At 61.9% G+C, this 23012-nt stretch carries 28 protein-coding genes, 2 tRNA genes and 1 pseudogene; 20 read left to right on the top strand and 11 right to left on the bottom strand.

The window, feature by feature from the left end:
* Positions 1 to 13 precede the first annotated feature (13 nt).
* The 5 genes from DES44_RS02590 to DES44_RS02570 all read left to right on the top strand — a co-directional run bounded on the left by DES44_RS02590 (position 14) and on the right by DES44_RS02570 (position 2594).
* A tRNA-Asn gene (locus tag DES44_RS02590) sits at positions 14 to 89 on the top strand.
* A gap of 77 nt (positions 90 to 166) precedes the next feature.
* Positions 167 to 242 (top strand) — tRNA-Asn (locus DES44_RS02585).
* Positions 243 to 398: 156 nt separating this feature from the next.
* Complete coding sequence (locus DES44_RS02580; protein WP_058936347.1) at positions 399 to 1160, top strand: NYN domain-containing protein; 762 nt, start codon at positions 399 to 401, stop codon at positions 1158 to 1160.
* Between the two features lie 271 nt (positions 1161 to 1431).
* The gene (locus tag DES44_RS02575; protein ID WP_058936348.1) at positions 1432 to 2172 is read left to right on the top strand and encodes a LysM peptidoglycan-binding domain-containing protein; all 741 of its coding nucleotides are present in this window, start codon (positions 1432 to 1434) and stop codon (positions 2170 to 2172) included.
* Positions 2160 to 2594 (top strand): lysozyme inhibitor LprI family protein, encoded by a 435-nt coding sequence (locus DES44_RS02570; protein WP_083525806.1) that lies wholly within the window; start codon positions 2160 to 2162, stop codon positions 2592 to 2594. The genes DES44_RS02575 and DES44_RS02570 overlap by 13 nt, the downstream gene beginning before the upstream one ends.
* A gap of 49 nt (positions 2595 to 2643) precedes the next feature.
* Here DES44_RS02570 and DES44_RS02565 read toward each other — a convergent pair whose 3' ends face one another.
* Both DES44_RS02565 and DES44_RS02560 read right to left on the bottom strand, forming a co-directional pair.
* Positions 2644 to 2865 (bottom strand): integrase core domain-containing protein, encoded by a 222-nt coding sequence (locus DES44_RS02565; RefSeq protein ID WP_257720745.1) that lies wholly within the window; start codon positions 2863 to 2865, stop codon positions 2644 to 2646.
* Between the two features lie 198 nt (positions 2866 to 3063).
* Positions 3064 to 3618, bottom strand: a complete 555-nt coding sequence (locus DES44_RS02560) for an STY0301 family protein (RefSeq protein WP_147306921.1) — start codon at positions 3616 to 3618, stop codon at positions 3064 to 3066.
* 255 nt (positions 3619 to 3873) lie between these two features.
* On the opposite strand from DES44_RS02560, the gene DES44_RS02555 reads away from it, so the two are divergent.
* Complete coding sequence (locus tag DES44_RS02555) at positions 3874 to 4449, top strand: hypothetical protein (protein ID WP_058936351.1); 576 nt, start codon at positions 3874 to 3876, stop codon at positions 4447 to 4449.
* A gap of 156 nt (positions 4450 to 4605) precedes the next feature.
* Here DES44_RS02555 and DES44_RS02550 read toward each other — a convergent pair whose 3' ends face one another.
* Positions 4606 to 4857, bottom strand: a complete 252-nt coding sequence (locus DES44_RS02550) for a hypothetical protein (protein WP_058936352.1) — start codon at positions 4855 to 4857, stop codon at positions 4606 to 4608.
* Positions 4858 to 5038: 181 nt separating this feature from the next.
* Here DES44_RS02550 and DES44_RS02545 point away from each other — a divergent pair.
* The 3 genes and pseudogenes from DES44_RS02545 to DES44_RS02530 all read left to right on the top strand — a co-directional run.
* A pseudogene (locus DES44_RS02545) lies at positions 5039 to 5271 on the top strand (NYN domain-containing protein); the annotation flags it as partial.
* An 82-nt stretch (positions 5272 to 5353) separates the two neighbouring features.
* Positions 5354 to 5497 (top strand): T6SS effector amidase Tae4 family protein, encoded by a 144-nt coding sequence (locus DES44_RS26135; RefSeq protein ID WP_116001274.1) that lies wholly within the window; start codon positions 5354 to 5356, stop codon positions 5495 to 5497.
* A gap of 616 nt (positions 5498 to 6113) precedes the next feature.
* On the top strand, positions 6114 to 6428 hold the full coding sequence (locus DES44_RS02530; protein ID WP_058936354.1) for a hypothetical protein: 315 nt from the start codon (positions 6114 to 6116) through the stop codon (positions 6426 to 6428).
* Positions 6429 to 6602: 174 nt separating this feature from the next.
* On the opposite strand, the gene DES44_RS02525 is transcribed toward DES44_RS02530, so the two are convergent.
* On the bottom strand, positions 6603 to 7040 hold the full coding sequence (locus DES44_RS02525) for a hypothetical protein (RefSeq protein ID WP_147306920.1): 438 nt from the start codon (positions 7038 to 7040) through the stop codon (positions 6603 to 6605).
* A gap of 137 nt (positions 7041 to 7177) precedes the next feature.
* Between DES44_RS02525 and DES44_RS02520 the strand changes: the two genes are divergently transcribed.
* From DES44_RS02520 to DES44_RS02495, 6 genes are all read left to right on the top strand, one after another.
* Positions 7178 to 7726 (top strand): hypothetical protein, encoded by a 549-nt coding sequence (locus DES44_RS02520; protein WP_058936356.1) that lies wholly within the window; start codon positions 7178 to 7180, stop codon positions 7724 to 7726.
* A 95-nt stretch (positions 7727 to 7821) separates the two neighbouring features.
* Entirely contained in the window at positions 7822 to 8241 is a 420-nt protein-coding gene (locus tag DES44_RS02515) for a FlxA-like family protein (RefSeq protein ID WP_058936357.1), read from the top strand.
* A 252-nt stretch (positions 8242 to 8493) separates the two neighbouring features.
* Entirely contained in the window at positions 8494 to 9504 is a 1011-nt protein-coding gene (locus DES44_RS02510; RefSeq protein ID WP_058936358.1) for an ABC transporter substrate-binding protein, read from the top strand.
* The gene (locus DES44_RS02505) at positions 9501 to 10955 is read left to right on the top strand and encodes a sensor histidine kinase (protein WP_058936359.1); all 1455 of its coding nucleotides are present in this window, start codon (positions 9501 to 9503) and stop codon (positions 10953 to 10955) included. The genes DES44_RS02510 and DES44_RS02505 overlap by 4 nt, the downstream gene beginning before the upstream one ends.
* Positions 10939 to 11394, top strand: coding sequence for a response regulator (locus DES44_RS02500; protein WP_058936360.1), 456 nt, complete (start codon positions 10939 to 10941; stop codon positions 11392 to 11394). Before DES44_RS02505 ends, DES44_RS02500 begins: the two co-directional genes overlap by 17 nt.
* Positions 11391 to 12974, top strand: a complete 1584-nt coding sequence (locus DES44_RS02495) for a hybrid sensor histidine kinase/response regulator (RefSeq protein WP_058936361.1) — start codon at positions 11391 to 11393, stop codon at positions 12972 to 12974. Before DES44_RS02500 ends, DES44_RS02495 begins: the two co-directional genes overlap by 4 nt.
* Positions 12975 to 13055: 81 nt before the next feature.
* Here DES44_RS02495 and DES44_RS02490 read toward each other — a convergent pair whose 3' ends face one another.
* Both DES44_RS02490 and DES44_RS02485 read right to left on the bottom strand, forming a co-directional pair.
* Complete coding sequence (locus DES44_RS02490) at positions 13056 to 13601, bottom strand: nuclear transport factor 2 family protein (RefSeq protein ID WP_083525807.1); 546 nt, start codon at positions 13599 to 13601, stop codon at positions 13056 to 13058.
* The gene (locus tag DES44_RS02485; RefSeq protein WP_058936363.1) at positions 13598 to 14059 is read right to left on the bottom strand and encodes a hypothetical protein; all 462 of its coding nucleotides are present in this window, start codon (positions 14057 to 14059) and stop codon (positions 13598 to 13600) included. The genes DES44_RS02490 and DES44_RS02485 overlap by 4 nt, the downstream gene beginning before the upstream one ends.
* A gap of 129 nt (positions 14060 to 14188) precedes the next feature.
* Here DES44_RS02485 and DES44_RS02480 point away from each other — a divergent pair, with 129 nt between their 5' ends.
* Positions 14189 to 15493 (top strand): leucine-rich repeat-containing protein kinase family protein, encoded by a 1305-nt coding sequence (locus DES44_RS02480; RefSeq protein WP_058936364.1) that lies wholly within the window; start codon positions 14189 to 14191, stop codon positions 15491 to 15493.
* Between the two features lie 100 nt (positions 15494 to 15593).
* Here DES44_RS02480 and DES44_RS25420 read toward each other — a convergent pair whose 3' ends face one another.
* A complete protein-coding gene (locus DES44_RS25420; protein ID WP_058936365.1) occupies positions 15594 to 16784 on the bottom strand; it encodes a nucleotide pyrophosphohydrolase in 1191 nt (396 codons plus the stop codon).
* Between the two features lie 128 nt (positions 16785 to 16912).
* Here DES44_RS25420 and DES44_RS02470 point away from each other — a divergent pair, with 128 nt between their 5' ends.
* Positions 16913 to 17260: a zinc ribbon domain-containing protein YjdM gene (locus DES44_RS02470; RefSeq protein ID WP_058936366.1), complete on the top strand. Its 348-nt coding sequence runs from the start codon at positions 16913 to 16915 to the stop codon at positions 17258 to 17260.
* Positions 17261 to 17295: 35 nt separating this feature from the next.
* On the opposite strand, the gene DES44_RS02465 is transcribed toward DES44_RS02470, so the two are convergent.
* On the bottom strand, positions 17296 to 17643 hold the full coding sequence (locus DES44_RS02465) for a nuclear transport factor 2 family protein (protein ID WP_058936367.1): 348 nt from the start codon (positions 17641 to 17643) through the stop codon (positions 17296 to 17298).
* 372 nt (positions 17644 to 18015) lie between these two features.
* Between DES44_RS02465 and DES44_RS24435 the strand changes: the two genes are divergently transcribed.
* Both DES44_RS24435 and DES44_RS02455 read left to right on the top strand, forming a co-directional pair.
* Entirely contained in the window at positions 18016 to 18630 is a 615-nt protein-coding gene (locus DES44_RS24435) for a UCP032817 domain-containing protein (RefSeq protein ID WP_147306918.1), read from the top strand.
* Positions 18631 to 18652: 22 nt separating this feature from the next.
* Entirely contained in the window at positions 18653 to 19111 is a 459-nt protein-coding gene (locus DES44_RS02455; protein ID WP_147306917.1) for a hypothetical protein, read from the top strand.
* A 2-nt stretch (positions 19112 to 19113) separates the two neighbouring features.
* Here DES44_RS02455 and DES44_RS02450 read toward each other — a convergent pair whose 3' ends face one another.
* Positions 19114 to 19554, bottom strand: coding sequence for a hypothetical protein (locus tag DES44_RS02450; RefSeq protein ID WP_058936370.1), 441 nt, complete (start codon positions 19552 to 19554; stop codon positions 19114 to 19116).
* Entirely contained in the window at positions 19551 to 20015 is a 465-nt protein-coding gene (locus tag DES44_RS02445; protein WP_147306916.1) for a hypothetical protein, read from the bottom strand. The genes DES44_RS02450 and DES44_RS02445 overlap by 4 nt, the downstream gene beginning before the upstream one ends.
* 236 nt (positions 20016 to 20251) lie before the next feature.
* Between DES44_RS02445 and DES44_RS02440 the strand changes: the two genes are divergently transcribed.
* On the top strand, positions 20252 to 20851 hold the full coding sequence (locus tag DES44_RS02440; RefSeq protein WP_116001272.1) for a hypothetical protein: 600 nt from the start codon (positions 20252 to 20254) through the stop codon (positions 20849 to 20851).
* A 24-nt stretch (positions 20852 to 20875) separates the two neighbouring features.
* Here DES44_RS02440 and DES44_RS02435 read toward each other — a convergent pair whose 3' ends face one another.
* Positions 20876 to 22912, bottom strand: coding sequence for an oleate hydratase (locus tag DES44_RS02435; RefSeq protein WP_083525808.1), 2037 nt, complete (start codon positions 22910 to 22912; stop codon positions 20876 to 20878).
* Positions 22913 to 23012: the final 100 nt, after the last annotated feature.

Below are 23012 nucleotides of genomic sequence, written 5' to 3'. Positions count from 1 at the left end.
TCTTGGTCTCCCTTCCCCGATAGCTCAGTCGGTAGAGCGCCGGACTGTTAATCCGTAGGTCCCTGGTTCGAGCCCAGGTCGGGGAGCCAGAGGGAGCCCAATCAAGCCGTTGCCCGACCGAAGGCAGCGGCACCAGAATCAGGTCGATAGGACTTGAAAAGACTTTTCCTCGATAGCTCAGTCGGTAGAGCGCCGGACTGTTAATCCGTAGGTCCCTGGTTCGAGCCCAGGTCGAGGAGCCAAATCTGAAGCCCCGTCATCGCGAGATGTCGGGGCTTTTTCTTTGGCCGGGGCGAAGGCGTTGCTTCCAGCCCGCTGACGTCGTTCCGCACTTTGGCGAGGTAGGCACGCCGGCCACCAATGCGCGTTTTGTATCATCGACGCAAAAAGGGAGCGTCATGACAACAAGCGAACAAGGCACCGACTCAAGGGTCGCGGTTCTGGTGGACTGCGACAACACGTCCCCCGAAATCCTGGGACACGCGTTACGCGTGGTCGCACAGTTTGGACGAGTGGTTCTGAGACGGGGTTACGGGAACCACACGGCACTGGCAAACAAGTGGCAGGAGGCACTGGTCCGCTTGGCTTTCACGCCGTGCCTTCAGTACCAGTACGCAGCAGGCAAAAACACCTCGGACATAGCCTTAGCGTTGGACGCCCTCGAGGCGCTCTTCGATGGACGAGCAGACACCTTCTGCCTCGTCACCAGCGACTCCGATTTTGCCTACCTGTGCCGAAAGCTGCGCGAGCGCGGTGCGACGGTACACATCATTGGTGAAGCCAAGACTCCGGACGCTTTGCGAAACGCCAGCGACCAATTTTTCGAATGGATGCCTTCCGAGGCACCGCAACCGGTTGAAGCCGGGACCTTGAGTAAAGCTCCCCCGACGGCCAAGCCGAAGATGCGGCCGAAGTCGGTTGTCAGTGCCGTCAAGCTGCTTGCCGCCGACTCGCCTGACGGGCGTGTCCATGTGGGGCTGTTGGGGTCTTACCTACGGCGCACAGACCCCGCTTTCTCGCCTCAGACGCATGGCCACTCAGGACTGGTAAGCATGCTGAAGACTTACGATCTACTCAGTGTTCGTCAGGAAATGGGAGGTCATTGGACAGTGACCCTTTCGTCGCGCAATGAGGTTCCGGAAGCCGCCACCGCTCAGTAACACCCCACATCAGAAGAATGCTGAATGATGACAGGGGAGCTTACGCCTTCAGCCTTGCTCCTCCGCTCCGGGCACGATGTTCCGGTCCAGGAAGTCCATCCACATCATGTTGAAGCTGCGGATGTTGACGACCAGCGCTCGCTCTGGTGCAGAAAAGTGACCAAGGTGACTTGGTCCGGATCCCGGAGTGAAGGACAGTCCTGATCTTTCATCCGCATGAACGGGTCGGCACGCAGGCTGATGTCACAGTCTCGGCCCTACCCCGCCCACCATGGCCCGACACAACCCTTCCGCCGACGCATTCAAAAAATGGCAAGATGGATTCGCTGATGCCCCGACTGATCCGAAGTGGCAGAAGTGGGACTGCGAAATCCAGCTGGCGGTGGGTGAGTACAACCGTCACCTTGCAGCGACTCCCGGCTATCTGCCGCTGGACTGGCTGACCATCAAGGGAATGATCTGGGTCGAATCCGGCGCTGCCCACAGCGAATGGAATCGCCGGGTCATGCAGATTGGGGTGGAAGGCGATCCTGGCCTGGCGTCACTGCTCTCCGGCAGCGAAGGGGGAGAACTCATCATGCCCCCCAATCTGAAAAGCCGCCTGACGGTCGGCTCGGTGCGGACCATTCCCGCAGACAACATCCGCGCTGGCATCGGCTTCCTGCTGATGCGCCATGCGCGCTTCGAATTCCGCAATACGCCGTCGGCGGACCGCCAGACCTACACTGTGCCGGTGAAGCCCGGTGACAGCCTGAACAAGATCGCCCGGAACAACGGCACCACCGTTGAGACATTGAAACGCCTCAATCCGGGGGCGACTGTGCTGCGACCGGGTCAAACGCTGAGCTACGAAAAGGCTTCAATCCAGAAGACGATCGCGGGCTGGAAGTCGATGAACTCGATCTCCATTGCCGACCTCTACAACGGGGGTGGTGACGCGACTTACGCCAGGAAACTCGACTTCGTGGCCGGCCTCATTCGAAACACCGGAGCGGTTGCATGCGCACAGTGATGTTGGTGGCACTCCTGGCCCTTGGGACCTCGGCCTTCGCACAGGACACATCGGACGAGATTCCCACCGAACGTGAGCTTCGGGAGGCCTGTGCCTTCGAATCGTCCGGCGTGCGCGAGTGCCTGGACAAAAAGGCCAAAGAGAGTGAAGTGACGTTGAAGGCCGCTGAGACTGCCTTCGCCACCGCTGTGGACCGCTGGGACGCGGACGCGAAGTACGTGACGCAGACACGCAAGAAGCTGTCCGACGCGGCTGCTGCGTTCGTCAAGTACCGTGCAGCGCAATGCGCCTGGGCCACCTCCCTGGGCGGCGGCGCCATCGGCAACGCCCTTGAAATGCGCCGGCTGGCTTGCGTGGCCGAGCTCAATCTCCGCAGGGCGGATTCATTGCAGTCATCAGCGAAAGAACTGCGGCCACGCTGATTCTGACTTTGTGCGCTTGAATGTATTGGCCCAGCGAAACCTGCTCAGGTCAGGCCGCTAATGCATACGCCTGAGCGGGAGTTCTAATATTCAGCGCCTGGTGTGGACGCCGGTGGTTGTAGAAGTGGATCCAGTCACCGATCAGGCGGCTGGCGTGCTGCAAGGATTCGAAGCGGTGGCGATGCACGTACTGCTCCTTGAGCGTGCGGATCCCCCGATCGACCAGGCCGTTCTGCTCGGGACTGTGCGGCGTGATGAACTCCTGGCGCAGGCCGTAGCTCCTGACCAGAACGGTGAAGTTGCGAATGGTGAAGACCTCGAACTTTTATTCCGTAAGTCCCTAGTTCGAGCCCAGGTCGGGGAGTCAAAATCGAAGCCTCATTCGCGAAAGCGGGTGAGGCTTTTTTCTTTTTGGCTCTGTCCAGCTATTCACGCGCCCTGAAGACGATGGGATCGCGGAAGGAGCGGATCATTTGCAGGCAGCGCTTTCCATCCGCAACTGCATGCCCGGGGCTGCTCTGGAAACGACGGTGCACTCTTGGTACCCCGTCAGTGGGCGAACGAGTGCCTGGGTCGTCGCACGGTAAAGGCATACCGCATAGGGGTCCTCAAGCACGGCGACCTTCCAGGTCAAGGTTTCCGTCGTCCAGCCCTTTGCGTCACGCGTCGTTGAGTCCTTGTCGTAGATCGCGCCGTCGGACTTGGTAGGAGGACCGAAATTGACTCGGAAACCTGTCAGTTCGTGCACCGGGTAAGGATCCGCTGTGATCGCAGAGAACCCTTCCGGAACCTCCTTGAGCGACTGCTCGGTTCTGGGCAGTGCCAATGGGCAGGAGAAGGGCTCTGGCGCTGCGATGCCCATGGATGCGGCCATGCCAGTCGATACAAGAGCGAGTGCCCGCAGATGACGTGTGACGATGGCGCACGGCTTCAAGATGAGAGATTTGTGCTCCAACATGCTCACATCCGGGACGCCACCAAGGTGCTCGGCATAGGCGCGAGTGGAAATTGCCTGGGCCTTCATGGGTTGGGTCGCCATCACACAAGCAGAAGCTAGAGGTTCTGAGCGTATGCAGTGCTCGGACGCGACGCATGTGACTTCGGTCATCACCCGCAGCACATGCGTCGCACCTACCATACGATTCCGTTCCCGGCTCAGCACGAGCGGTCAGCGTGATCTCCACGCCAGCCGAGATACCTGGCTGTAAAAATCCAAGCCGATCTTCAGAGGTCACCCGGAGACGGCGTTAATTCCAGCTCACCAGCAAAGAGGACGTCGATGACTGCCCGAACCCCTCTCACCCAGCAGCACGAACCGCTGCTGTGGGAACTCTCGGATCGTTATTTTGCGGATGAGCATCTGCGCTACCACGCCGCTCCCCAACAGCAGATCGATGCCATTCGATCGGTCCTTTCCGACTTTGATGCAATCGAAGCCATGCATCTGCCGGACCAGCTCTACACCCACAAGCGGCTGAATCTGCTGGACGCGGCGCTGGAGATCCTTCTCGAGTCGCCCGAGACGGTGAACCAATCCTCTTCATACGCCGTGGCTTTCGCCATTGATGGCTTGGCGAGAATTCCCAAGCGGTTTGCGAAGAACTCCCCCTACGGCTCCGCATGCACGACCTTCTATGCCCGCGCGCACGAAGCGATCTACCGACACCACCCCCAACGTGACGAGAGTTGGGACGCGCCGTTTCAAGACTTCAAGGCGGCGGTGCAGCGCGTGAATGAGGCGCCACGTACGCACGCCGAGGGGTCTCTGATTTCAGCCGGGCGGCATGTTGAGCTGTTCAAGCTGGGCCCGACCATGCCTTGGATGTCTGTGAGCGGCGGGGCCGTGTCTGTTTAGCGCGCGCGTGGCATCGGCGCACCCTAAGCAGTGACCTTGCGCTTCACCCACCATCGCGCCAGTCGCATCGGACTGTCAATCAAGTGCGAGCTGAACATCGGAGAGCAGCGACATGCTGATTGAAGGTGGCAAATACCGCGCTGCTAAAAGCCCGGGTTAGTCGCGGCCCGAAGGCACAGCTTCAACCCAGATCGTTTGGCCGGGGTGATGCTCTTCAATGGTTCCGACCGCATCACTGACAGAGTCCGGGTCGTCGATGGAGTACACAAATCGACTGAGGTTCGGATGCCCCGCCTGCAGATAGTCGGCTTCAGTGATTGCGTCGGCCCCACACCACACGGCATCGTCAGACTTGGCTGCTCGCAGCGCTGAGACCAGGCCGGCACTGGTGATTGCAAGGAAGATCATTCAAAGAGCCAATCAACTTTTCCGTTCGCGGTTGGGCCTTGACCGCCACGCAGGGCATGACCAGCACAGAACCAACACAAAAGCCCAAATGGCGTGCACCAGATCAGCGAAAAACCGTAGCTGACTCGCACACGCCTGGACGCTGCCTGCTTTGTATTATCCAGATGGGCGAGGGAGCAACATGACAACAGGCGAGCAAGGCAACGAAACAAGGGTCGCGGTTCTGGTGGACTGCGACAACACTTCCCCAGAGGTCCTAGAAGACGCTCTGCGTGTAGTCGCCCAGACGCCCTTGAAGCCCTCTTCGACCGGCGAGCAGACACTTTTTGCCTTGTCACCAGCGATTCGGACTTCGCGTTTCTGTGTCGGAAGCTGAGAGAACGTGGCGCCACCGTTTACATCGTCGGTGACGCTCTCCTCGCGCAATGACGTGCCAGAAGGGTCCACACATCAGTGAGCCATCGGAGGCGAAGTCCCAGGAAGTCTGCACAGCAAGATGGTCTACGGGAACCAGTGCGCGATCAATATGTCCTCCTCGCTCATGCGCTCGGGCATCGACATGAAGACCTTCGCGGGCGCTCGGTCCTGCGAGACGGAAAACAGAAAGGCCGAACCCATCTGGTTCTGGCAAGTGCCATGAAAATTATCCTGCTGAGCGTCCTAGGGCTCCTCATTGGCGCCGCCGTTTTCGGTGTCGCTTCGTACGGCCTGGTGGATCTATTCGCCTCTTGGTACGGCCCCAGGTACATCAGATCTGATCAGGACATCGGGCAGGCCTACGTGTGGTCCTTGGGCTTCATGCTGATTTGTCTGATTGCAGGAGCGATCACTGGTTTCCGAGCCGCAAGGAAATGGACCGGCCGCACTTGAGCATGGCATCCGGGTACAGAGGGTTGACCGCTGCGAAAACCGTTCAAGATCTTCGGCTTACCAGCCTCCTTGGCGCTCGTCACCTCGGACTGTTAATCCGGAGCTCCCTGGTTCGAGCCCAGGTCTGGGAGCCAAAATCGAAGCCCTGCTTGCGAAAGCGTGTGGGGCTTTCCTTTTTCCCTGCGAGTTCTTAAAAGTTCGGTCACACGCTACAAAAATGGTGTAAGGATTCCGCGCCGGCTTTGCGAGCAAAGCGCGAGCCATTGAGCCAGCGACAAACATAATTCGAGGCGATTGCCACCTGGCCCCTCCCCCCCATTCAAAGCTTTCAGCCCCCGCCATCTGCCTCTACGCTGGCGCATCCACACGACTAAATGGATTGCACAATGGCTGAAACCGCTTCCCAAGGCGAGCTGATCATTGACCTGGAAGCCTTGTTCGAAGGGGACCCGACGGGCATGGAACTTCGCAGGCGTATCGAAGACCTCTTGCCCCACGACTTCCCGCCCGCACTCGCAGCGCAATTGCTGCTGAACATCATGGACACGTTCTCGACCCCAAGCCAGCACCTACGGGAAGCCTTGAGGACAGAAGCTGCCGGGATGTCGATAACAAGCCTGCACTTAGAGAACGCAACCGAAGCCGAGGAGTACAGCCGGATTTTCCAGGGACGTCTCGAAGGGAAGTCTGTGGCGCACTGACCGCTGATCACCACGCTCCTGCGCCCTTGGGGCTGCGGACTCATCGGGATCTCCGCCAAGTTCCTGGCGGGCAACCGCGAGACCTTTCGTACGTTGTCGTGGTGCGTCCAACTAGCCGTAGCGGCGGCCGTCCTTCGCGATGCAAAGCAGCCGCTTCAATGTGGGAGCCGATGTTCAGCGATCGCTCGCCACGCGTTGAGCGTCATCCCCGGATGCGTCACTGAATGCAAACTCGACGTCGCGCTCCCCACGGATGGTGGGAATGGCCACCAAGGTGCAGGGAACGGAGACCGAAGCTTCCGGCCCCATGACCCAATTCCCGTCTTCCCAGAACGCGATCGCTTCGAGTCGGTCCTTTTGAGGAATGAAAGAAGCCGAGCCATGCACGTCGGTGTCCTTCACCTTGAACAGGATGATGGCCTCGGTGAATGCGTCGGTCACGTCCGCCGTATTTAATACGGGGCATTGGTCGGTTTCGTCAGACGCTTCGTCTTCCGCGCCCGCCTCCCATGCCCACACCCACACGGGGTGCTGCAACGCCACGCGCAACGTGATCTCATCCAGCGGAACGGGAGGCCCAAACTGCAGTGACATCATCGAAGAAGTGGGCATAGTCTCAATCCATTTGATCAAGCAACAGCTTCGCATTGTCGCCATAAAACTCGGCAGAACCGTTGTTGCTGACAACGCTCGAACCGAGCCGCGGGGCCTTCCCTGAGAATCGTCCCACCCACCCCAATGATCTGATCATGCTCATCAAGCATTACATTGCCGCAGCCGCGCTGGCCTGCACCAGCGCCGTGTGCCAGTCGGCGCCCTATCCCGAATTCGCCATCACGCAGGTGAGTGACGAAGGGCGCCTCCTGCTCATTACCGCAACAAAGCTCGACCCGAACAGTGTCGTTCAACTGCAGTATTCAGCGCCCAAGTCCGGCGTGGCATGCTGCCAGCGACTGAAGGCCAGCCAGTTCAAGCCCAGCAAAGCGGAGGTCGTCACCGGTAACGAGCTGACAGATGGGGAGGGCTTTGTGTATGAAGCTCGCGTTCCGTCACACTGGTTCCGAGATCCGTTCATCGGCATGGCGGCTGTCGGAGCGTTCAAACACGCTCGAAGTCAAGACGATCTGCTGGAGGGCACTGCCATGGACAACAAGCCCGTCAGAGCCGCCCTGTGCACCAGCTCGGAAGGCGTTCACCTCCAGGCCACGCGCGGACACCAGGTCCAAACGCATCTGTATCTGTGGCTGGGCTATGACATTGCCGACCCCACCTGCAAGCTCGCGCCAAAGACGAAGTGAAGGCATCCGCCCACGGAGACCCAGGGAATTTCTGAAGCCAGCCCTACAGTCCGTCGCCCCATGGCCGATATTGAGGCAAGCCTTGATCACTCGCCATGCAAGTCACCCGCGCCGTCACCGTCGATTCCTCCAGTAGCCAAACGGCTTCGTCGGGCTCGGGGACCGATGCGCAGATCGCGCGCTTGCAAGCGCAGCTGAAGCAATTGCAGAAGCAGGCGAAAGACCTGGCCAGCGACAACACCTTGCGCGCCGCCGACAAGGACAAGCGCCAAAAGCTGCTCCAGGCGCAGATGCAAATGGTGATGGCGCAAATCGCGGAAGTTCAGAAGGCCGCTGCTGAAGCCGCCCAAGTCAAGACCGACGCGAAGCCTCAACCCATCACTCAACCCATCACTCAACGCATCCCTCAAGCCAATCCGGCCGCTCGCACGGACGCACAGCCGGACACTCGCACTCAGAGCACCGCCACTCAGCGACTGGATCCGCGGGGGCAGTATCTCGACGCCTACGCTTGATCCCAGCCCTCGCTGAGCGCGTCGACCAGCACACTCAAAAGCCTGCGGCCCGAAACCGGCCTTTCGCCCTCGCATTCAATGCATCCCGCGCAATGGGATGACACACGCCTGCAAGCCCTTTCCTTGCAAGACCGTAGCGCCCCACGTACTATCCATCGCAGCTAATAGAGCCAACCACTTCACTCCTGATGAGAGGGCTGTACGGCCTCGACGAGTAGAGTGCGGGAGGACCCTTTGAGTGCGACATCGCCCATGGGCCGGAATGTGCTGCGCCGTCGCGTGACAGGCGTTGCTGCGCTCGCCATCGCCTTGGGAGGGCTGGCACTGAGTCGGCGATCCACCGCCCCTGCCCTCATTCCGCAAAAGCTCTCCATTGCCTTGCCTCAGGCGCCGCATGCCGCGCTCATTCATCTTGCGGATGCCACCGGGCTGTTTGCAACGTATGGTTTGACGGTTTCCGTCTTGCCGCAAATTCATGGCAAAGCAGCATTGGCAGAGGTCGTGCGGGGTAGTGCGGACCTGGCGGCCGCAGCGGACGTTCCGCTCGTGGTGGAGGTGCTGAAAGGATCCCCTCTAAGCATCGTGGCGGCGGTGGCCAATGCATCCAATGAGTTGGCGGTGATTGGCCGACGCGATCGCGGCATCACCTCCCCGGCGGACCTCCGGCAACGGCGAGTGGGAGTGACGCTGGGCACCAGCGCTGAGTATTTTCTCTGGGCCTTCATGGTGCGTTATCGCCTACCGCCGCAGTCACTTGCGCTGATCGATCTCCCACCGAGTCTTTTGGTTGAAGCTCTGCGAGACGGCACCGTGGACGCCATCGCAGCCTGGCAGCCAGTGAGGAACGAAGCGGAGCAAAGCCTGAGCGGAGCCGCGACCTTATTCACCGCGCCGGACGCCTACCCGCAGAAGTATTCGGTGGTGGCTCACAAAGACTTGCTCTCCAGCCGTCCCGAATCATTACGCCGACTGCTGCTGGCACTGCTGGAGGCCGAGGCTTTTGCGGAAGAATTTCCCGTGCGCGCCAAGACACTCCTGGCGGAGCGCCTGCGTTTGACCCCAGCCGCGATGGACCCCGCCTGGCAAGCACTGGACCTCGGAGTCAGCCAGCAACAGGACCAAATGGTCACGCTGGAAGACATCGCCACCTGGGCGATGTCCCGCGGCTACGCCCCCAAACAGTCGATGCCGAATTTCCTCACTCATGTCGGCCTCGATCCCCTGCTGGCCGTTCGTGCGGATCGGGTGACGGTGGCACGATGAAGATCAGCCACAAGGCGCAAATCGCTGCTGCGCTCATGTTCGGCGCCATGCTGCTCATTGCCGCCAGCATTGCCTGGGCCAACGCCCAGGTGAGCGCCGCGGTCGAACAGCGGCGCCACAGTGCCAGAATTGCCAGCGCCTTGAACGATTTGCGCATGGTGTCCTTCGAATACCTGCTCAATCACCGTGAGAGAGCCCGGTTGCAGGAGAAGGCCGTCTGGGATCGCCTGAACATCCTGGTGTCCCAATACGGCGCTGGCGACGACATCTCCACGAAAACGCTCGCGTCATTGCGTGAGAACCTGCAGGCTAGCCACCAACTGTTTCTCGAGGTTGAATCCGTTCATTCGCAGGGGGTACCGGATGACGAGATTCAGCGTCGCTTCGAAGCGCAACTGTCCAGCCGGCTCCTGGTGCTTCAGCAGCGCAGCCTTGTGGACGCCGCGGAGATGATCGAGGATGCCGGCATGCGGATCGACGCGACTCAGCATCAAGTCGTGATCGTGACCGCTTCGGGGTTGGGGCTGATGGCGGTGATCACGGGGGCGTCCATGTGGATTTTCCGGCGTGATGTGCTAGGCCCTATCGCCCGCCTGGAGCAGGCGACCCGGGAGCTGACCGCCGGCAACTGGGCAGTTGAACTCAACGCCAACACCAACGATGAACTGGGTGAAATGGCACGGCGATTCGACGCGATGACCCGCGCGCTCCGCGATTCATTCACCCGCCTCGAACTGGCCAATCGTGAACTGGTTTCCCTAAATAGTGAGCTCGAGTCCTTCAGCTATTCGGTGTCTCACGATCTCCGAAGTCCGCTTCGCAGCATGGATGGGTTCTCCCTGGCGCTCCTGGAGGACCACGGCGACAAACTCGACGATGAAGCCCGCGACAGCCTTCAGCGTATACGAGGCGCCAGCCAGCGCATGGGCCGCCTGATTGACGAACTGCTGGGGCTGGCCCGGGTCACAAGGGCGGAGCTGAGGATTCAGGAGGTGGATATCAGCGCCATGGCTCGGGAGGTTGCCGCCGACCTGACGCGCACCCAACCCGACAGGCAGGTGCGCTGGGAGATCGAGGACGGCATCCGGGTGCAGGCCGACCGCGCGCTGATCCAGATCGCCATGCAGAACCTGCTCGACAACGCCTGGAAGTTCACCGGCAACACGGCGGACGCGGTGATTCGTGTCGGCCAACGCTTTGAGAACGGCGAGCGGATCTGTTTTGTCTCGGACAACGGCGCCGGGTTTGACATGGCGTATGCCGATCGATTGTTTGGCGCCTTCCAGCGACTCCATCACGAGAGCGAATTCCCGGGCACCGGGGTCGGCCTGGCGATCGTGCAACGCGTCCTGCGGCGTCATGGCTGGCCCCTCTGGGCCAAGGCGGCGCTGGGCGCCGGGGCCACCTTTTCCTTCCGTCTCCAGGAGCGCACCCATGAACGAGGACAGTAAAGTCATCTTGCTGGTGGAAGACAACCCGGATGACGTCGCGTTGACGCTGCGTGCATTCAAAAGAAGCCATTTGATGAATCCGGTGGTGGTGGCGCGCGACGGGGTGGAGGCGCTGGACTACCTCTTTGCGCGAGGCCCCCACGCGGGACGGGCCGGGACCGATCTTCCAACGCTGGCCATCCTCGATCTCAAATTGCCGCGGCTCGATGGACTGGGAGTGCTCAAGGCGCTTCGGGCAGACCCTCGCACGGCTCTGCTGCCAACGGTCATCCTGACTTCTTCGAAAGAAGAGCAGGATGTGGTCTCAGGCTACAAGCTGGGCGCCAACAGCTATGTGCGCAAGCCGGTGGACTTTTCGGAGTTTGTCGAAGCAGTGAAGGTGCTGGGCATCTACTGGCTGGCACTGAACCAAATGCCACCGTCCTCGGGATCGCCATGAATGAACTGACTCGGGTTCGGATCCTGGTCATCGAGGATTCGGAGAACGACGCTCGCCTGGCCATGCGCCTGCTGCGGCGTGCCGGATTCGAGCCGGACTACCATCGCGTCCAGGATCTCCATGGCGTGCAGGCGGCACTGGCCCAGGGCCACTGGGATGCGGTGATTTCCGATTTCAGCATGCCCGGGTTCAGCGGCATGGATGCGCTGGAAGCGTTTCGGGGTGCCGGGCTGGACATGCCCTTCATCTTCGTCTCCGGCACGATTGGCGAAGAGACGGCAGTGCGTGCCATCAAGGCCGGTGCCAGCGACTATGTGATGAAGGACAACATGAGCCGCCTGGCGCCGGTGCTGGAGCGTGAGTTGGTGCAAGCGGCTCGTCGCGCCGCCCATCGGGACGCGGAGGCCGAGTTGAGACGCTTCGAGCAACAGCTGGCCGAGGCGCAGAAGATGGAGTCCCTCGGCACGCTGGCGGGAGGCATTGCCCACGACTTCAACAACATCCTCAGCGCGATCCTGGGCAATGTGGAGCTGGCCCGTGGGGAACTCCCCGGTGATCATCCGGTCGTGGCGCTGCTGGGTGAGATCCAGAAGTCGGGACTCCGCGCGCGCGACATGGTCCGCCAGATTCTGACCTTCAGTCGCCGCGAGTCCCACCAGCTCCGGCATGTGGCCGTGCAGCCGGTCATCCACGAGACCTACGGCCTGCTTCGCGTGACCCTGCCGGCCGGCGTGGACCTCGAATTGGACTTGATGGATGAGGTCCTTCACGTCAATGGTGACGGCACCCAGCTTCAGCAGGTGCTGATGAATCTGGGCACCAATGCATGGCATGCGCTGCCCGGTGAAGTAGGAAGAATTGTGCTCGGCCTTGAACGCGTGGATCTGGATGCCTGCGCGGCAAGATCGCTGTCCGGCTTGAGCGCCGGCCCTCATGCGCATCTGTGGGTGAGCGACACCGGCATCGGCATGGACGAGGCTACGCGCAAACGGATCTTTGAACCCTTCTTCACCACCAAACCCACGGGCAAGGGGACGGGTCTCGGGCTCTCCGTGGTACACGGCATTGTGGTGGCGCATCAAGGCAGCATTGCGGTGGAGAGCACGCCGCACCAGGGCAGCACCTTTCATCTGTATCTACCGATCGTGCCGCCCGCATCGCTGACCGAGACGATGGGACCCGGAGAGGCCGACTCCATTCAAGGGCATTGCGAGCACATCCTGTATCTGGACGACGACGAAACGGTGTCCCTGGTCGTTGTCGGTCTGCTGGAGAGGGCCGGCTACCGCTGCAGTAGTTTTCTCGACTCTGCTGCAGCGGTCGCCGCCATTGCCGCCGCGCCTGAGGACGTGGATCTTCTGGTCACGGACTACAACATGCCCGGCCGTACCGGTCTGGACGTCGCGCGCGAGGTGGCGCGGATTCGTCCGTCCTTGCCCATTGTCATCAGCTCCGGCCTGATTACGGACGAATTGCGGGAGAGTGCCGAACAAGCCGGCGTCTGCGCAGTGCTCGAGAAGGAGGACACCTTTCTCAAGCTGCCTCAGTTGGTGAGACGGGTACTGGCCGGAAGGCGGTGACGGCATCCCATCGGTCGCCCCCGTTATCGATGGCACTCGGCAACCTCATCGAAGCCCCCCAATGCCGCACAGGGGCAGCCGTCAGGGCAACTTGCCGAGGTTCAGCATCCAGAGGCGCCAATGGCCGTCCACCTTCTTCAGCGTCGTACTGATGGACATTGCCGTTTGCTGAGCGTTCATGCCGACCCTGGTGATCTCAGTGGTCACTGCCGCGTCGCAAGTGACCGCGGCAGCCCCCTGACCGCCCACGGGGTTGAACTGATATCCCGGCGCCACGACCTTCTCCGCAAAAAAGGCGCGAATCTGTTCAGGCGTCCTGGCAGCTTCAGACACCAGCCCTGCCGCCTGCACATCCGGCCCGACCACCAGGGCGCTGTCGTCGAACAGTGAGAGCGCCTTATCCACTTGACCCGCATTGACGGCCGCCCAGAACTGCCGTCGCACGCTCACCACCTGCTTCACATCTTCAGCGCCCGCAACACATGCGGATGACGGTGACACCGGCGCCTGCTGCTGCTGCGGTGGCGGCGCAGCGCAGCCGACCATGGCCAGCGCAGCGATGACAACGACGAGAGAAGCGCGTGGCCATCCAGCCCCTAGAGAAACGAGCTGCACCTTGGACCTCATTCCATCTGCTCACGCAGTTGCTTCGCCTTGTCCCGATAGAACTTGGCGGACGCTTTGTTCCCCGCGCGCTCGAAGCGGTCCGCCGCTGCCGTCGCGGCTTTGGCTGCTTCTTCAAACGACTTGATGATCAGGCTGCGGTCTTCGGTGCCGATCAGCTTCCCGCCACGAAACTCGCCCGCGCCAAACCCTTGGCCGGGCTCGTCCAGTACACCCAAGGCCAGCTCGCCCTTGACGACGCGGCCGAAGAACATGCGCTTGACGGTGGCGCCGTCCTGCTCTTTCAGCACGCCCAGGCCGTTGGCGGCGTCACCCGTGCAATCGCCGTCCCAACGCATCGAGGAAGCGGCCCAGCCTTCAGGCGCAGTCGCCACACGGCAACTCGCCACGGCAGGCAAGCTCGTGGCCGCAAGGGCAGCAGTCACGATGACAGAGCGGAGATAAAGGTCAAACTTCAGCATGATGAAGGACGGTTTTGATTGCCAGCAGTATGGCATCCCGCCACCCTCTACACTCACGTCCCATCCCCCTGACCGGCCCCTTTCTTACCCCCGCACCGCCCGCCGGATGCGGCATAGGACACCTTCCCCTTGCACACTCTGGAGCAACTGCGCGCTGGCGCCCTCAAGGGCGTGCGACGCCTCACCCTCACCAATGCCGGCCTCACCGCGTTCCCCGACGAGATCTACGACCTGGCCGACTCGCTGGAGGTCTTGGATCTCAGTGGCAATGCGCTGCAGTCGCTGCCGGACGATCTGCCTCGCCTGTTGAAGCTGAAGGTCCTGTTCTGCTCCAACAACCCGTTCACGGAACTGCCGACCGTGCTGGGGCGCTGCGCCCATTTGGAGATGATCGGTTTCAAGGCCAATCAGCTCCGCCATGTGCCTGAGGAAGCCCTGCCACCGCAGCTGCGCTGGCTGATCCTCACAGACAACCAGATCGGCGCCCTGCCAGAGACCATCGGTGAATGCCGTCATCTGCAAAAGCTCGCGCTTGCAGGCAACCAATTGCGCGCATTGCCGGACAGCCTCGCGCAATGCGAGCGACTCGAGTTGCTGCGTATTTCGGCCAACCAGCTTAGCGCCCTGCCCGAATGGTTGTGCACGATGCCGCGGCTGACGTGGCTTGCTTTCGGCGGCAATCCCTTCAGCCTGAGTCACGAAGCGGCGGCGCTGGCACAGGCGCCGATTCCGGCTGTCCCGTGGGATCAATTGACGCTGGACCACTTGCTCGGTGAGGGCGCATCCGGTCACATTTATCGCGCCCACCTGCCCGACGGCGCTCCGGTCGCACTCAAGCTGTTCAAGGGTGGACTGACCAGCGACGGCCTGCCCGACAGCGAATTGGCCGCTTGCCTGCAGGCGGGTGCCCATCCGCAGTTGATCTCGGTGCAGGGTCGTCTTACCGGTCATCCGACCCAGACGCAGGGTTTGCTGATGCCGCTGATCGGCCCGTCATTTCGCACGCTGGCGGGGCCGCCCAGCCTTGCATCCTGCACGCGTGATGTCTACGCCAGCGATGGCAGGCTGCCCGCACGGACGGTGATGCAACTGGCCGCCGGGCTGGCTTCCGCCCTGCAACACCTGCATGCGCGCGGCCTGCTGCATGGCGACCTGTATGGCCACAACATCCTGCACGATGGCGAGGGTCGAGGCCTGCTCGGCGACTTCGGTGCAGCGTCATTCCTGCCGGCTGCACCCGCCCATCAGGTGGAACGCCTGAAGCGGCTGGATATCCGCGCGATGGGCTGTCTCTTCGAGGAACTGCTGGAACACGGCGACCCACTGGCGCCCGATGACCATGCTTGGCTGAGCGCCCTGCGGGACGCCTGCCTACTCCCGGATCCTGCCCAGCGTCCGAGTGCCGGCGATCTGGTCGCAGCATTTCAGTCCTGAGGAAACACAGTCGATTCGCCGTCACGCGAGACGACTCCGACTGGCCCGCACGCTGTTCGGCGCATGCCCTTTGTCGGATCCGTCGTTGCACCGCCGATATTCAGGCAAACATCGGATACGACGCCCCCTTGACCGAATCTACCCTTACCACACCTGACTCGATCAAGCGGGCCAATGCCACCTCTGTCGCTTCCTCAGTGGCATTCGCCCCAAGGAACGACTTCAGTGACCGCCACAATGATGTTGGCTTGACCGGCCGCTTGTCACCCATCTTGCGCAGGCTGTCAGTCAGCTTCTTGAGTGTGGCCGCAGACACCTGAACCTGGCCTTTTGGCATGGCAGCCACCTTCTTGACCGCAAGCGACGCCTCGGCCCCATCGCCAGCGGGTGCTATGTCCGGAGACTTCTTTGCCGGCGCAGGTTTCTCCCCCTGGGTCAACTTTTTGGCCGGCACGGCCTTCTTCGCGGTCACCGAGGTCGGAGCTGCCTTCGCGTCCGCCGGCTTCTTCGCTGCTACTACCTTCACCACCGCCTTCTTCGCAGCCGGCGCATTGACGGCCACGTTCTTCACTGAAGCCTTCTTCGCGGGTGGCTTCACCTTCCCATGCGGCTGTCGGCGAACCGAGAACCCCAACGCTCTCGCATGCGCCAGCATCGGCTCGTAGCCCTTGTCATTGGCAACCACAACCATCTTCGAGTCTGCATTCCTCGATGCTATGTAACCCATGTAAAACGATAGATGGAAGTCCAGCGCGTTCTTTCCAGTCTTTGCAATCGGCACTGACGTAGCAGCGGCTCCGAACGACGCGAAGCGCTGCTCGACCCCAACTTGGTGCGGCCCGTGGAATACCCAAACCTGCGCCGCATCCGGCACCAGCGCTCGCAGTTCGGCATCGCTCGGCTGCACATTCTCGTAATCCAGCAAGACATGCGTACCGCGCAGCAGTGCACGTGTCGGTGACTTCCGAGCGATGGTGTGCCTTGCCGGGTGCTTGATCGCGTTCTTGGATAACTTGTCCCACACCGCCTGCCAGACATCAATCTGACAGTGATCCGCCACCTGCAGCAGGTGGAGAAGGACATCGGCGACCCCTTCGCCAATGCGTTGCTTGGCTGCTGCGTTCAGGTGCGCATGCCGAGACTCCTCAGGCGTCTGCCACTGGAAGATTGCTGCCAGCTCTGCCGCCTCGACCATTAGCGCCGTGCTCAGGTTTTTGGGGGTGTGAAACTGCTGCCAGTCCCGTTCTGCCGCAAAGTGCCGTAATTCGGCCTGTACCTCACCAAGATTCATCCCAGCCTCCCGTCTTTAGGCGAATCTTGCCATCCCCGGGCCTTCGGGTTAAGCCAGACGGTCTCGGCTTGGAAGTGGCGACAGGCCATTGCCGCCAGTGGTCGGAGATATCCCCTACGATTCGGCTTATGTCTACCCTGCCCCCTTGCCCAAAGTGCCAATCCGCCTACACCTACGAGGACGGTGAACAGTACGTCTGTCCTGAATGCGGGCATGAATGGTCCGCGTCTGAGGCGCCCGTCGCAGCAGTCGGCGATGACGTCCGGGTCATCAAGGACGCCGTGGGCAACGTGCTCCAGGACGGCGATTCCGTCACCGTCATCAAGGACCTCAAGATCAAGGGCTCTTCCCTGGTGGTCAAGGTCGGCACCAAGGTGAAGAACATTCGACTGACCGATGGGGATCACGACATCGATTGCAAGATCGACGGCATCGGCGCCATGGGGCTCAAGTCGGAATTCGTCAAGAAGCTCTGACGCACTTCCCTCGCGTCTTCCGCTTCACGGGCGCACTATCCCCGCAGAAACCAGACCTTCGCAATGCCCCGCTCGGTCACCTCGTAAATGGCTGCCGCCTGCACCGGTGCGTCCGGAATGCCGGTGATCAGTTCCTGGTCAATCACCTTGTTGCCAAACACCATCCGGTTCACCAGCTTGGCATGCAGCTCCGGCAGGTTGAAGCGGTTGTCCCGGTAGTGTTTCCTCAACGCCTCCCGCCCGACAAGCGTCGGTTGCGGATTCGGCAGCGAATAGACCTCCACGTCGTCCGTATATTCGGCGACGAATCGTTCCAGGTCTCGCGCGTTGTAGGCGTCGAGCTGACGTTGGGCAAAGCCCTCGGGATCGAATGTGAGCGACATGCCCAGGATGATAGGGCAGGCATCCCCTCCACCCCGTCATAGAACTGTCATGAATGGGACACATACTGCCCGGCATAACAACAACAAGAAGAGGCAAACATCCAAGAACACCACACCCCCAAGAGCGGCACGCCCTCAGCGAACGCAAGCCGCCACCCTGAACGCGAAGACGTTCTTCCCCGATTGCTCCGGCGCTTGCGCCAACTCCGATGGGCCCGGCAAGTCCGGCGCCACGAGGGCCGACTGCGCTGGCTGGCCCGCCAGAGCCAGTCCTCCCCGCCCCCACCCCTTCCAGACGCGCTCAGGACCGCTTGGCTCGATCAGGTCGCCGCGGACCATCCTGAATGGCGCCCAGGACCCGAAGGCTGGCAGTTGGCCGCTCACGCCCTCGTCCAGTTCTTTGACGCCAGCGCCGCCACCGACAAGCCCTGTGCACTGCCGTCGCGCGCCGCGGACCTCGTCTGGCATCTCTGGCTGGAGATCGACGCTGCCGGACTCGCAGCCTGGCAGCGCGCCCGCTACGGGCGGCTCCTGCCGCATCGTGAGCACGTGCCCGGTGAAGACACAAAGACATCTCTGGCGCGATGCCTGGTCCGGGCCTGCCGGGTGGAGCGACGCTCGCCCGTCAAGGGCCAGTTGCCGCTTCTGTTCCGCGTGGACAGCTTGCTGAACACACCGGAAGGATGGGCTTACCAGCGGCGCAAGGACGGGGTGCTGGTGCACCATGACCTGGACTCACTCGGACAAGCGCATCCCCACCCCTGGCGCCACGATGAGCTGCGCCCGGCCGCGCTGCTCGGGTTCGGACTGATCGGGATGACGGAGGCGCAGCTCAGGCCCAAGCGCCCGGAAGACCGCGACGGCGGCGGTGGCGGCAGCAGCTGTGGGAGCAGTTGTGGGACCAGTGGCGGAGCTGGAGGTTGTGACGGCGACGGCGGATGCGGAAGCAGCTGCGGCAGCAGTTGCGGGAGTGGCTGTGGCAGCTGAGCACCGCTACCGGATCATTGCCATGGCGCTGTGGCTGACCTTCGGCATCCTTAGCCTGACGGCCTGCCTGATTCTCCTGGCCGCAGATGTGGCGACCTATCGGACCTTGCAGCAGGTCACTGTCGCCGTGCAAGAGCTCCACATCGCCACACAGACCAGCGCGCTGGAGGATATCGGACCGGCGATCCAGATCGACACAGAGATGACTCTCAGCACCCCGCAAGGACTGCGGATCGTGTCAGAGTCTGTTGTACTCAAGCCCGACAGGGCCCGGCAGAGGGTTGCTGAGCTGGAGGCACTGCGGGGCCGCACGGTGGAGATGTTCCTTTCGGATGAAGCGCCACACAGCTTCGCTTTTACCCGCGACTTCAACCCGCGCGGATTGATCGCACTCGCATTCGTGCTGGTGCTCCTGGTCTTTCCACCGGTGCTCGGGTTCTGGGACCTATCGCGCGCAGCACAAGGCACTCAGGCTGATTGACGCTACGCCCCGCGCGGCGTGCAAAGCAAAATGCCACCGTCGTGATTGACCACCACGGCGCGGCTGCCCGGCACGATGCTGACCAATCCCTCAAGGGGCCAGTCCTGCGGCGTGATTTGGTGGAGGGCGATGCGGTGGATGGCGGGTTTGGAATGCCCGAGGTGGAAGATCACGACGGGCGCGTCCTTGCCGACCCGCATCACCGTAGAGGACAGAAGGCTCCTCACGTCATCCTGCACCTCTTCGTAGCGCGCGCCCGCGCGCTGATGCGGCGTGTCCCACAAGCTCCACGGGTCGATCTTGCGCCAGCTGGCGCTTCGCGCCGCGTCGAACAGCGTGACCCATCTTTCACCCAATTGCTGCGACACGAATGCATCGACAAACGCAGAGAAATGATGCCGCGCCTGCTCATCAACCTCGAGTTTGGGGCCGTGAGACTTCATTGCTTGGCCGCGGGCGCTTCCGGCTTGGTCCCACTCAACGCGTTCCTCACCGCCGCCAGCGTGGCGTCATCCTTCCGCTGCAATCGCACCGTGGCCGAGCACGCGCTGAATTCTGCCGGTCCGTTCCCCTTCGCAAAGACCAGCAAATGCATGCCCGGCGACAGTTCCGCCGGAATGGATGCAATCTGCGGTCCATCCGACTGGTAGTTGTAGTCGCTGAATGGTGACCGGATCACGCTCACCTGCTGTGGCTGCCCTTTGAGCACGGTCTCCACCTCAAAGCTTGCGTCAATCGACGTCTTGTCGTTCAGCAAGGTGGCCACCTTCACTTGGGCCACGAAGATATGGTCGTACTCCGCCACCATCGACGCCAGCGGCTGCCTAGCACAACTCATCCCCCACGCAGGCGCGATCGCTGCGGCCAACACGCCGACACTGAACAGACGAAATGAGTGAAGCATGGCGAAGCTCGATAGCCTTTGATGCCCACAGTCTACGGGCGCCCACGATAGTCAACGTAACCAGCCGCACGTCCCCTGATAGCCGCGCTTGGAGGCCGGGCGCCACTTCCACCGACTAACGTACGCGATTGCTTTGATTTAGCGGTTGAAACCACCCCATTGCTGTTCCTAAACTGACCAAAAGCGCCGTGCGTGTTTCAAACGCCCAGGCGGGTCGTTTCACTGGGAGGTGAACCATGGGCTATGAAGCACAAGTGCTTTGTGAACTCGGGACAGAACGACAAACGGTGCTGGCGCTGCTGGAAGCCCAGGAACTGGTGCTGCGCGGCGCCTTGCGCCGCCGATTCCTGATTGCTTACATGGCCGCCCCACGTGTGGACCGCGGCGCATTGACGTTCGAATCGAAGGACGGCGACACGGTGGCGCTCCACCTTGGCGATGAACTGGCCCGCAAGTGGCTCAAGAAGATCCAGACCCCGCCACCCCCCCTGGCGGCCAAGCTGGGCATCTCGCCCCAGGAACCGGCTGCGGTGCTGGCGCCGGTGACCGATGCGCATCTGGCCCAGGCCCTGCACGGTGCGACGACCGAGGACATGAACCGCGCCACCGTCCTGGTGGCGATGCTGCACTCGATGAGCGACCTGCACGCCGCTGTGGCCCAGCATGCCTCCATGCCCTGTCGCGGCCTATGGCTGGTGCACCGCAAAGGGCCAGACGCCGCCCTGCCCGATGCGCGCATCCGTGAGGCCATGCGCGAGCTGGGCTACAAGGATCACAAGATCACGGGCGTGTCCGACGAGTGGACGGCGACCCGCTATGCCAAACCGCAGCAATGAGGCCGCCCCGATGGCCTTGAGGCTTCAACGCCCTTTGCGCTGCAACCCCTCCCGCGCTCGCTCCAGCCACTGTGCAGCGACCCCCAGCGCCTGACTGCCTTTGCCCAGCAGCGTCGCCAGTTCCGCCTCTGCACGCTCTTTCAGCGTTTCGTCCTTGTCCGGCAGCGGCGGCAGGATGTGGGCAAAGTAGCTCTTGCCCAGCAGTCGATGCAGCAACCGCTCGCCCGGGAACGGCTCATTGTTGTTGAGTGCCCTGGCGCCCTTGAGCAGGTTGCGGATGTCGTATTGGGTCGGGCTGATGTCCGGCACCTGCTTCGGAATGCCCAGCAGGGTGTAGACGCCGATACGTGCCGTGCGCACCGAGCATTCCATGGTGAAGATGATGTCGTTGCGGGTCTCGACGAACTGCCCCATCAGCGCCAGGTTCGTGCACCCCTGCGGCACCACATCCGGCCGATCTCCGGCGGCCCGAGGCATGAACTGCGCGGTGATGTAGGGCATGAGCGAAAGCCGGACCTTGGTCTGCGCCGCCACCGCGTCCACCTGGTCCACGATACCCAGGTGATAACAGAGCTCCGCCAGCACTTCACGCCCGGTGCATTGCGGCATGGGCTTCTTGACGTTATTGCCGTCCTTGTCCATCAGCAACGCGTAGACCCACAGCACCAGCACATCCTTGGGCTGGTCGGGGAAATGCGGCTGCCGATTGCAGGTGAAGCTGAGGACCCAGTTGGAATCGGTGAAGGTAATGATGCCGCCGGTGACGGTCTTGCCGGAATACGGGTCATTCACCGACAGCGCCTTGAGCCGATCCACCAGCGGTGAGGGCCGGCAGGTCAGCGTGGCGGATTCCCACATGGAACCGGCCACATTGCCGTAGAACTTTTTGGGCTTTCCAAACACCGGTGACTTGAGCGAGAGGTTCTTCCAGAGCAGCCAGTCGCTGTCCTCTCCCGGTTCTTCATTGCCCCGCTGCAGCACGGGCACTGTGTCCATGTCGCCATAGGCCGTGCCTTCGGTCATGGAGCCGGTCAGCGCAAACACCACGTCATGAGGGCCCACGGCCAGTCGCTGATCCTGCCCCTGCACCTTGCAGCGGATGCCGGTCACGGTCTTTTGGCTGCCCAGCTCGACCAGGTCCAGGTCATAGGCCCGGGTCGCCCATTGCACCTTCACGCCGTGCGATTGCAAGTGCCGCATCAATGGCACCACGAAACTGTCCCACTGGTTGTACTTGGGGAACACCAGGGCGGACATGTCCGTCAGCCCGTCGATGGCGTCCAGGAAGCGGTGCATGTAGAGCTTCACCTCCAGCAGGCTGTGCCAGTTCTCGAAGGCAAACATCGAGCGCCACAGGAACCAGAAATTGGTCTCCAGGAAACTGCTGCTGAAGAAGTCCTCGATGGTCACGTCATCCAGGTCTTCCTTGCGCTTGAGCAGCAGCTTCACGATTTCCAGCTGATGGGCACGGCTCAGGCCCAATGTGGAGAAGTCGCGAATCTCGCCCTGGCGATGCATCAGCCGGGCCTTGGACCAGTTGGGATCGTGGTCATTCACCTGCCGATATTCGTCCAGCACGCTGTAGCCGGGCGGCAGCTCCAGCGCCTGCACGTCCTGGAACAGGTCCCAGAAGTTGTCGTAGTTCCAGTTCATTTCACGGCCGCCGCGAATCAGGTAGCCCTGCTCCGCATTGCCGCTGCCGTCCAGCGACCCACCGGCGATGTCCAGCGTGTCCAGGAGGGTGATGTCCTCTCCCTTCATGCCGCCGTCGCGGATCAGATAGAAGGCCGCTGCCATGCCGGCAATGCCGCTGCCGATGATCCAGGCCTTGCGGCCGGGCACCGGTGGCACCCGCGGACGATGACGGGAATACGGGCCCAGCATGTCCGGCGGCGGCAGCGTGTCCCGGGGCCCTTTGTGCCAGAACCCCTGCGTGGCGTCGGCTTCGACGCGGAAGGCCTCAGGCGCTGGGGCCTGATGGAGACCGGACGAGGACGGAAAGGAGGACGGAGAGGAAGACAGAGAAGAGGACGGCGGAATGCTCGCGTCGTGCGTCGACATGCAGGGGCCTTTCTGAATTGCCGGAAGGGACCGGACGAAGACCAATGTATCGATCGACGTCCGGTTGTCCCTTGATGTTTGTCAGCCCGCGCGCCGTCGG

This window comes from Roseateles depolymerans (genome assembly GCF_003387155.1).
Lineage (GTDB): Bacteria > Pseudomonadota > Gammaproteobacteria > Burkholderiales > Burkholderiaceae_C > Roseateles > Roseateles depolymerans.
Note: the sequence above shows the minus strand (reverse complement) of the source record. Positions and strands in the feature narration are given on the sequence as shown.

Excerpts from the sequence above, each read along its gene's own strand:
- DES44_RS02580 (WP_058936347.1), top strand. The coding sequence starts at position 399 with ATGACAACAAGCGAACAAGGCACCGACTCAAGGGTCGCGGTTCTGGTG.
- DES44_RS02575 (WP_058936348.1), top strand. The coding sequence starts at position 1,432 with ATGGCCCGACACAACCCTTCCGCCGACGCATTCAAAAAATGGCAAGAT.
- DES44_RS02570 (WP_083525806.1), top strand. The coding sequence starts at position 2,160 with ATGCGCACAGTGATGTTGGTGGCACTCCTGGCCCTTGGGACCTCGGCC.
- DES44_RS02560 (WP_147306921.1), bottom strand. The coding sequence starts at position 3,618 with ATGAAGGCCCAGGCAATTTCCACTCGCGCCTATGCCGAGCACCTTGGT.
- DES44_RS02555 (WP_058936351.1), top strand. The coding sequence starts at position 3,874 with ATGACTGCCCGAACCCCTCTCACCCAGCAGCACGAACCGCTGCTGTGG.
- DES44_RS02550 (WP_058936352.1), bottom strand. The coding sequence starts at position 4,857 with ATGATCTTCCTTGCAATCACCAGTGCCGGCCTGGTCTCAGCGCTGCGA.
- DES44_RS26135 (WP_116001274.1), top strand. The coding sequence starts at position 5,354 with ATGGTCTACGGGAACCAGTGCGCGATCAATATGTCCTCCTCGCTCATG.
- DES44_RS02530 (WP_058936354.1), top strand. The coding sequence starts at position 6,114 with ATGGCTGAAACCGCTTCCCAAGGCGAGCTGATCATTGACCTGGAAGCC.
- DES44_RS02525 (WP_147306920.1), bottom strand. The coding sequence starts at position 7,040 with ATGCCCACTTCTTCGATGATGTCACTGCAGTTTGGGCCTCCCGTTCCG.
- DES44_RS02520 (WP_058936356.1), top strand. The coding sequence starts at position 7,178 with ATGCTCATCAAGCATTACATTGCCGCAGCCGCGCTGGCCTGCACCAGC.
- DES44_RS02515 (WP_058936357.1), top strand. The coding sequence starts at position 7,822 with ATGCAAGTCACCCGCGCCGTCACCGTCGATTCCTCCAGTAGCCAAACG.
- DES44_RS02510 (WP_058936358.1), top strand. The coding sequence starts at position 8,494 with ATGGGCCGGAATGTGCTGCGCCGTCGCGTGACAGGCGTTGCTGCGCTC.
- DES44_RS02505 (WP_058936359.1), top strand. The coding sequence starts at position 9,501 with ATGAAGATCAGCCACAAGGCGCAAATCGCTGCTGCGCTCATGTTCGGC.
- DES44_RS02500 (WP_058936360.1), top strand. The coding sequence starts at position 10,939 with ATGAACGAGGACAGTAAAGTCATCTTGCTGGTGGAAGACAACCCGGAT.
- DES44_RS02495 (WP_058936361.1), top strand. The coding sequence starts at position 11,391 with ATGAATGAACTGACTCGGGTTCGGATCCTGGTCATCGAGGATTCGGAG.
- DES44_RS02490 (WP_083525807.1), bottom strand. The coding sequence starts at position 13,601 with ATGAGGTCCAAGGTGCAGCTCGTTTCTCTAGGGGCTGGATGGCCACGC.
- DES44_RS02485 (WP_058936363.1), bottom strand. The coding sequence starts at position 14,059 with ATGCTGAAGTTTGACCTTTATCTCCGCTCTGTCATCGTGACTGCTGCC.
- DES44_RS25420 (WP_058936365.1), bottom strand. The coding sequence starts at position 16,784 with ATGAATCTTGGTGAGGTACAGGCCGAATTACGGCACTTTGCGGCAGAA.
- DES44_RS02470 (WP_058936366.1), top strand. The coding sequence starts at position 16,913 with ATGTCTACCCTGCCCCCTTGCCCAAAGTGCCAATCCGCCTACACCTAC.
- DES44_RS02465 (WP_058936367.1), bottom strand. The coding sequence starts at position 17,643 with ATGTCGCTCACATTCGATCCCGAGGGCTTTGCCCAACGTCAGCTCGAC.
- DES44_RS02455 (WP_147306917.1), top strand. The coding sequence starts at position 18,653 with ATGGCGCTGTGGCTGACCTTCGGCATCCTTAGCCTGACGGCCTGCCTG.
- DES44_RS02450 (WP_058936370.1), bottom strand. The coding sequence starts at position 19,554 with ATGAAGTCTCACGGCCCCAAACTCGAGGTTGATGAGCAGGCGCGGCAT.
- DES44_RS02445 (WP_147306916.1), bottom strand. The coding sequence starts at position 20,015 with ATGCTTCACTCATTTCGTCTGTTCAGTGTCGGCGTGTTGGCCGCAGCG.
- DES44_RS02440 (WP_116001272.1), top strand. The coding sequence starts at position 20,252 with ATGGGCTATGAAGCACAAGTGCTTTGTGAACTCGGGACAGAACGACAA.
- DES44_RS02435 (WP_083525808.1), bottom strand. The coding sequence starts at position 22,912 with ATGTCGACGCACGACGCGAGCATTCCGCCGTCCTCTTCTCTGTCTTCC.